This window comes from Mycobacterium sp., from assembly GCF_019243155.1.
GTDB lineage: Bacteria > Actinomycetota > Actinomycetes > Mycobacteriales > Mycobacteriaceae > Mycobacterium.
The window spans coordinates 1-5,492 of the sequence record NZ_JAFAUS010000501.1; the positions used below are offsets into that span (position 1 = coordinate 1).

A 5,492-nucleotide genomic window follows, 5' to 3' on the forward strand; every position below is an offset into this window, starting at 1 on the left:
GATCCAGCCGTGGCGAGCACGGCATTGCGCTCTCAGCGTGACGATCCGCCGGCCCACTTCGCCAACGGTGCCCGCGACCAGCAGCTCGTCATCGGTGCCCAGGTAGGCGCCCCACCAAATCCACGTGCCGGGCGGGCAGGCCTGAAACGAGCAGTCGCCGTCGAGCATCACCACCGCGGCGCCGGCCAACTCGGCTTCCCGCAGCCGCCTACCGGTGGTGATCAGGACCGGTTCGCCGACCTCGTTGAGCGGAATGCGGTGCCGCGCCGTCAGCGCCTGGATCGCGGTGATTCCCGGAACCACGTCGAACGTGAAGTCGATCTCGGCGGCCACTGCGTCGAGGATGCGCAGCGTGCTGTCGTACAGCGACGGATCACCCCACGCCAAAAACCCGCCCACACCATCGGGTCCCAGCTCGGTCGAGATCGCGGTCGCCCAGATACGTGCGCGCGCCGCATGCCAGTCGGAGACGGCATCGCGGTAGTCGCCGTCGGCCGACCGTTTCGGGTCGGGCAGCTCGACGAAGCGGTAGCCGGGTTCGCGAATGAACCGCGCGCAGATCTCCCGGCGCAGGGCCACCAGATCGCTTTTCGCGTCGCCTTTGTCCATCGCGAAGAACACCTGCGTGTCGTTGAGCGCCTCAATCGCCTGGACGGTCACGTAGTCGGGATCACCGGCGCCTATACCGATGACGTGGATATGCCGGCCCAATGAATTCTCCTGACGCGCGCTGCATTCAAGATTGCCGAATCGAAACATAAGGGGCCTAGCCGGGACCGCAGGTACCCAGTACCATGGGTACCGTCTGAAGCACCCAATGAAGGGACGCAGCGATGACCACCCCGGTAAAGCAAACTGGACCGAGTCGAGAAGAATTCTCGGACCGTTTGCTGAAAGGCTCGGTCAGGAAGTCCTACGAGCCCGTCGTCGACATCGACTGGGACGCCCCGCTCGACCCGGACAAGTTCTTTCTCCCGCCCCGGCTGGTGTCGTTGTACGGCACGCCGATGTGGGACGAAATGAACCGCGAACAACAAATAGAGCTGTCCCGCCACGAACTCGTCAACACATTGTCGGCCGGCATCTGGTTCGAGAACATGCTCAACCAGGCGTTGCTGCGCACCATTCTCCACGAGGACCCGACCAGTAAGTCGACGCATTACAAGCTGACCGAACTGGGTGACGAGACCCGCCACATGGTCATGTTCGGCAAGGCGATCGAGCGGATCGGCGCCAAGCCGGTGCGCCCGAGGCCTTTTCACCGGATGGTCATCAACGCGCTGCCGTTCGCCTTCCAGCGCGGCTCGATGTTGTGGGTCGCCGCCCTGATCGGCGAGGAGATCTTCGACTCGCTGCAGCGGCAGATGATGGATGACCCGGAACTGCAGCCAATCATCCAGCGGCTGATGCGAATTCACGTCACCGAAGAAGCACGCCATATCCAGTTCGCTCGCGACGGCGCACGCAAACGGGTCACCGAGATGCCGCGTGTCAATCGCTGGTTCATGGCCAACATCAACGGGCTCGGTGGGTACTTCTTCAACTACTTGTTCAGCAATTCGATCCCCTACGCGCGCACGGGTCTCGACCCGAAGCGGGCGCGCAGGATCGCGCGCACCAGCGCGCATCGCCACGACATCCAGGTCGCCGGATTCGCCCCGCTCGCAACATTTTTGACCGAAGTGGGCCTGCTGGGTCCGATCGCACGCCGTGCGTGGAAGCGCAGCAGGTTTCTGTGACGCAGCCGCGTGGCACCGCGCAGCCGCGCCACGACATCGCCGTCATCGGCGCGGGAGCCGGCGCGCAGAGCGCTCGGGCGGCGTTGCTGCAGGCCGGGGTCACCGACTTCGTGATCCTCGACGGCCGCGTCGACAAGTCGCGGTTCGACGACGACACCGACACCTGGCGGCTGACAACGGCGGACGGCGAAATGGTGCACGCCTATACCGTCATCGCCGCCGACCGGCCGTTGCAGTGTCCCTGGCTGCCGGACATCGCCGGGCGCGACGACTTCCTCGGCGAGTCGTTTCCTGCCGCCGCCCCCGATCCCGATTTCGATCCGTCCGGCAAGCACATCGCGGTGGTCGGCACCGATGCCGCCGCCGGCCGCGTCATCGGACGGCTGGTCGAAGAAGCGGATTCGGTCACCGTCTTCGCGCACGCGCCGCGCCGCGTCGTTGCGGAGGTGCCGCTCTGGTCGACGCGCGCCGGCCGCTGGTTGCGCCGCCGCATCCGGCCGGTCGCCGAACGCCCCGCGATCACGGTGGCGGGGTCGTCGATCGAGGCGGTGACCCCGTCGGGCATCCGGACCGCGGACGGCGTCGATCACCGCGTCGACGCGATCATCTACGGCACCGGTTATTCGATCGCCGCTCAGGTTTCCGACGAGACACTGGTCGGCAGCAACGGTGTGACCATCAAGCGGGTCTGGCACGACGGCATGGAACCCTTCTGCGGCGTCGCGGTTCACGGGTTCCCCAACTACTTCTTCATCACCGGGCCCGATGCCGACGCCCAAGTTCGCTACATCGTCGAGTGCGTCAAGCTCATGAGGCGCACCGCGAGCCGTCGCATCGAGGTGCGCGGCAGCAGCCAACGGGTGTTCAACGAGCGCGCCCAACTAGAACCGGCGTCTGCGCCTTCGCCGGCGTCCGCGTTCGACCTGTCATCCAGCGCGCCCGAGGGTGAGGACACCTACGACGGCGCGGCGACGCTGGAGATAGCCGGCGCAAGCCATCCGGTGCGGGTCCGGCTCGCCGGACATCTGGATCCCATCGACGGTCGGTACCACTGGCAGGGGACGGTGTTCTGTTCCCCGTCGCGACCGCTGCCCGACGACGCGCTCAAACAGGCGCGGACCGCGACGCTGACGGTAGGCCACTGCAGTGCGCCCGCGCGCCTCGTCGAACAGACGCCGTGGGGCACGCACTCGGTCGCGGGCGTAGGCGCTCCGCCCTACGCGTTGACCTGACGTTTGACCACGTCCGTACGTGGTACCCGCGAAGGGTGCGCGTGGTGCGCGGCGGAATCGAACATCCACGTTCGTCGCTGCAGAGGTCAAGACCTCAACGGGTGGGGCAGCCACGTGGCTCAACTCATGCCGGAACCGCGACTCGGGCTCGAGACGCCCCCGCCGCGGCCTGCGATTTCCGGCGGCGCCGGAGCCGCTTAAACACCAATTAGGGCTTTTGCCATCAAAAGCGGATACTCAAGCAGTTGGCCCGGCAGGAATTCGAGGAGCAGGCGATGGAACCGGACGACGGAATTGATCTGAATAGCCGGATTACGACAACCCATTCTTTTTCGATCAAGCCGCCGGGAAAGTGGCCGCCGCAAACCATTTCACCGCGCATTGCCAAGGACGCCACGCAAGAAAGGTCGCTCTGGTGAGTTCGGTAGCTGAGTCGTCGGGCTCGCTTGCGGTCGAGTCGCGCACGTATGAATCCGTGGCCGTGCTGGCGGTCGACGGTGTGCTCGATGTCGCCAATTCCGCTGCACTTCGCGAACGCATCATAAAAGCCACCTTCGACGAGGCTTCCGCGGTCGTCGTCAATGTCTCCGCACTTTCGGTTCCCGACGAATCGACGTGGTCGATGTTCATCAGTGCGCACTGGCAGGTGCGCGCCAAGCCCCACGTCCCGATCGTGTTGGTGTGCACGCGGCGCGGGAGCCGTGACGCGATCACCCGCGCCGGGGTCACCCATTTTCTGCCGGTTTTCTCGAGCGAGAAAGCGGCGATAAAGGCGCTCGGTCAGCGCGGCCGGCACACCATCTTGCGCGCCGATGCCCAACTGCCGACCGATCTGACCAGCCTGCGCGAGTCACGACGCCTGGTCCGCGAATGGCTCACCGCCTGGTCGCAGCCCATGCTCATCCCGGTCGCGTTGGTGGTGGTCAACGTGTTCGTGGAGAACGTGCTGGAGCACACGGCGAGCACTCCGGTGGTACGGATCGAGACGCAGCGCGACACGGCGGCCATCGCCGTGTCCGACGCCAGCAACGCGCCGGCCTTGCGACTGCCGTCTCCGGCGGCCGGCATCGACGTGTCCGGCCTCGCGATCGTCGACGCGTTGTCACGCGCGTGGGGCAGCACTCCCACCTCTTCCGGTAAGACGGTTTGGGCGGTCATCGGCCCGGAGAACCAGCTCTAGCCGGATTCAGCCTCTGCGTCGGCATAGTTGTGCTCGGCCCTGGCTGCGGGTCAAACTAGAACACGTTCTAATGTCGTGCTACGACCCTCTCCAGGAAGGCAGATGACGTGCGGTTTACCTACGCAGAGGCGATGACTGACCATAGGTTCTACATCCCGTTGGCCAAGGCGGCCGAGGCCGCCGGCTACGACGCGATGACGATCGCCGACAGCATCGCCTACCCCTTCGAATCCGACTCGAAGTACCCCTACACCCCGGACGGCAACCGAGAGTTCTTGGATGGCAAGGAGTTCATCGAAACCTTCGTGCTGACATCGGCATTGGGCGCGGTGACGACGAAGCTGCGGTTCAACTTCTTCGTCCTCAAGCTGCCCATCCGGCCACCGGCGCTGGTGGCCAAGCAAATCGGGTCACTGGCCGCGATGACCGACAACCGCGTGGGTTTCGGCGTCGGGACCAGCCCGTGGCCCGAGGACTACGAGTTGCTGGGGGTCCCCTTCGCCAAGCGCGGCAAGCGGATGGACGAATGCATCGAGATCATCCAGGGCCTCACCACGGGTGACTATTTCGAATTCCACGGCGAGTTCTACGACATCCCCAAGACCAAGATGACGCCCGCGCCCACCAAGCCCGTGCCGATCCTGATCGGCGGGCACGCCGACGCCGCACTCAAGCGCGCGGCACGGCTGGACGGCTGGATGCACGGCGGCGGAGACCCCGAGGAACTCGACCACCTCCTCGCCAAGCTCAAGCGGTTCCGCGAGGAAGCGGGCAACACCGGGCCGTTCGAGATCCACGTCATCTCGGTCGACGCCTACACCCCGGACGGCATCAAGCGACTCGAGGACAAGGGCGTCACCGACGTCATCGTCGGATTCCGCATCCCCTACATCATGGGCAAGGACACCGAAGCGCTGGACACCAAGATCGCCAACCTGGAGATGTTCGCCGAGAACGTGATCGCCAAACTCTAAGCGGCGATCGCAAGCGCGGCCGTGGCGATCGCAAGCGCGGCGCAGCCGGGCGCAGCGGGTCGCCACAATCACATAAGCCGGGCGCAGCGGGTCGCCGCTAAACTCTAAGCGTCACAACGTATCCCACTTCGGCGCGCGCTTTTCCATATGCGCCGTGGCGGCCTCGACCGGGTTACGGGTGAACCCGCTGAGGATCTGGGTGCGGTTCTCGATTTCGATAGCATGCCGCAAGCTGGGCGCATCCAATGCTGCGTTGAGGCCAATCTTGGTCTGCCACACGCCATAAGCGTTGTTCGCGGCGATCTCGCGGGCCTTGCTCAACGCCGCCGCCATCAGGTCATCGGGGGCCACCACTTCATGCACCAGC

6 protein-coding genes and 1 pseudogene are annotated in these 5,492 nt (G+C 65.3%); 5 read left to right on the top strand and 2 right to left on the bottom strand.

The annotated features are described in order from the left end of the window. Positions 1-711 (bottom strand): precorrin-6A synthase (deacetylating) (gene cobF, locus JOZ00_RS25215; protein WP_293349728.1); only part of this gene is annotated, 711 nt, incomplete at its 3' end. Between the two features lie 122 nt (positions 712-833). Here cobF and JOZ00_RS25220 point away from each other — a divergent pair. The 5 genes from JOZ00_RS25220 (at position 834) to JOZ00_RS25240 (ending at position 5,125) form a co-directional block, all read left to right on the top strand. Next, entirely contained in the window at positions 834-1,739 is a 906-nt protein-coding gene (locus JOZ00_RS25220) for a diiron oxygenase (protein WP_293349731.1), read from the top strand. Beyond that, a complete protein-coding gene (locus JOZ00_RS25225; RefSeq protein ID WP_293349734.1) occupies positions 1,736-2,971 on the top strand; it encodes a DUF4873 domain-containing protein in 1,236 nt (411 codons plus the stop codon). The genes JOZ00_RS25220 and JOZ00_RS25225 overlap by 4 nt, the downstream gene beginning before the upstream one ends. A 245-nt stretch (positions 2,972-3,216) precedes the next feature. Next, on the top strand, positions 3,217-3,390 hold the full coding sequence (locus JOZ00_RS25230; protein ID WP_293349737.1) for a hypothetical protein: 174 nt from the start codon (positions 3,217-3,219) through the stop codon (positions 3,388-3,390). Then, the gene (locus tag JOZ00_RS25235) at positions 3,387-4,151 is read left to right on the top strand and encodes an STAS domain-containing protein (protein ID WP_293349740.1); all 765 of its coding nucleotides are present in this window, start codon (positions 3,387-3,389) and stop codon (positions 4,149-4,151) included. The genes JOZ00_RS25230 and JOZ00_RS25235 overlap by 4 nt, the downstream gene beginning before the upstream one ends. Positions 4,152-4,258: 107 nt before the next feature. Beyond that, on the top strand, positions 4,259-5,125 hold the full coding sequence (locus JOZ00_RS25240; protein WP_293349743.1) for an LLM class flavin-dependent oxidoreductase: 867 nt from the start codon (positions 4,259-4,261) through the stop codon (positions 5,123-5,125). A gap of 111 nt (positions 5,126-5,236) precedes the next feature. Here JOZ00_RS25240 and JOZ00_RS25245 read toward each other — a convergent pair. Continuing rightward, positions 5,237-5,492 (bottom strand): annotated as a pseudogene (locus tag JOZ00_RS25245) (enoyl-CoA hydratase/isomerase family protein); the annotation flags it as partial.

Bases quoted from the DNA above. Each gene is read 5' to 3' on its own strand.
- JOZ00_RS25220 (WP_293349731.1), top strand. From the start codon at position 834: ATGACCACCCCGGTAAAGCAAACTGGACCGAGTCGAGAAGAATTCTCG.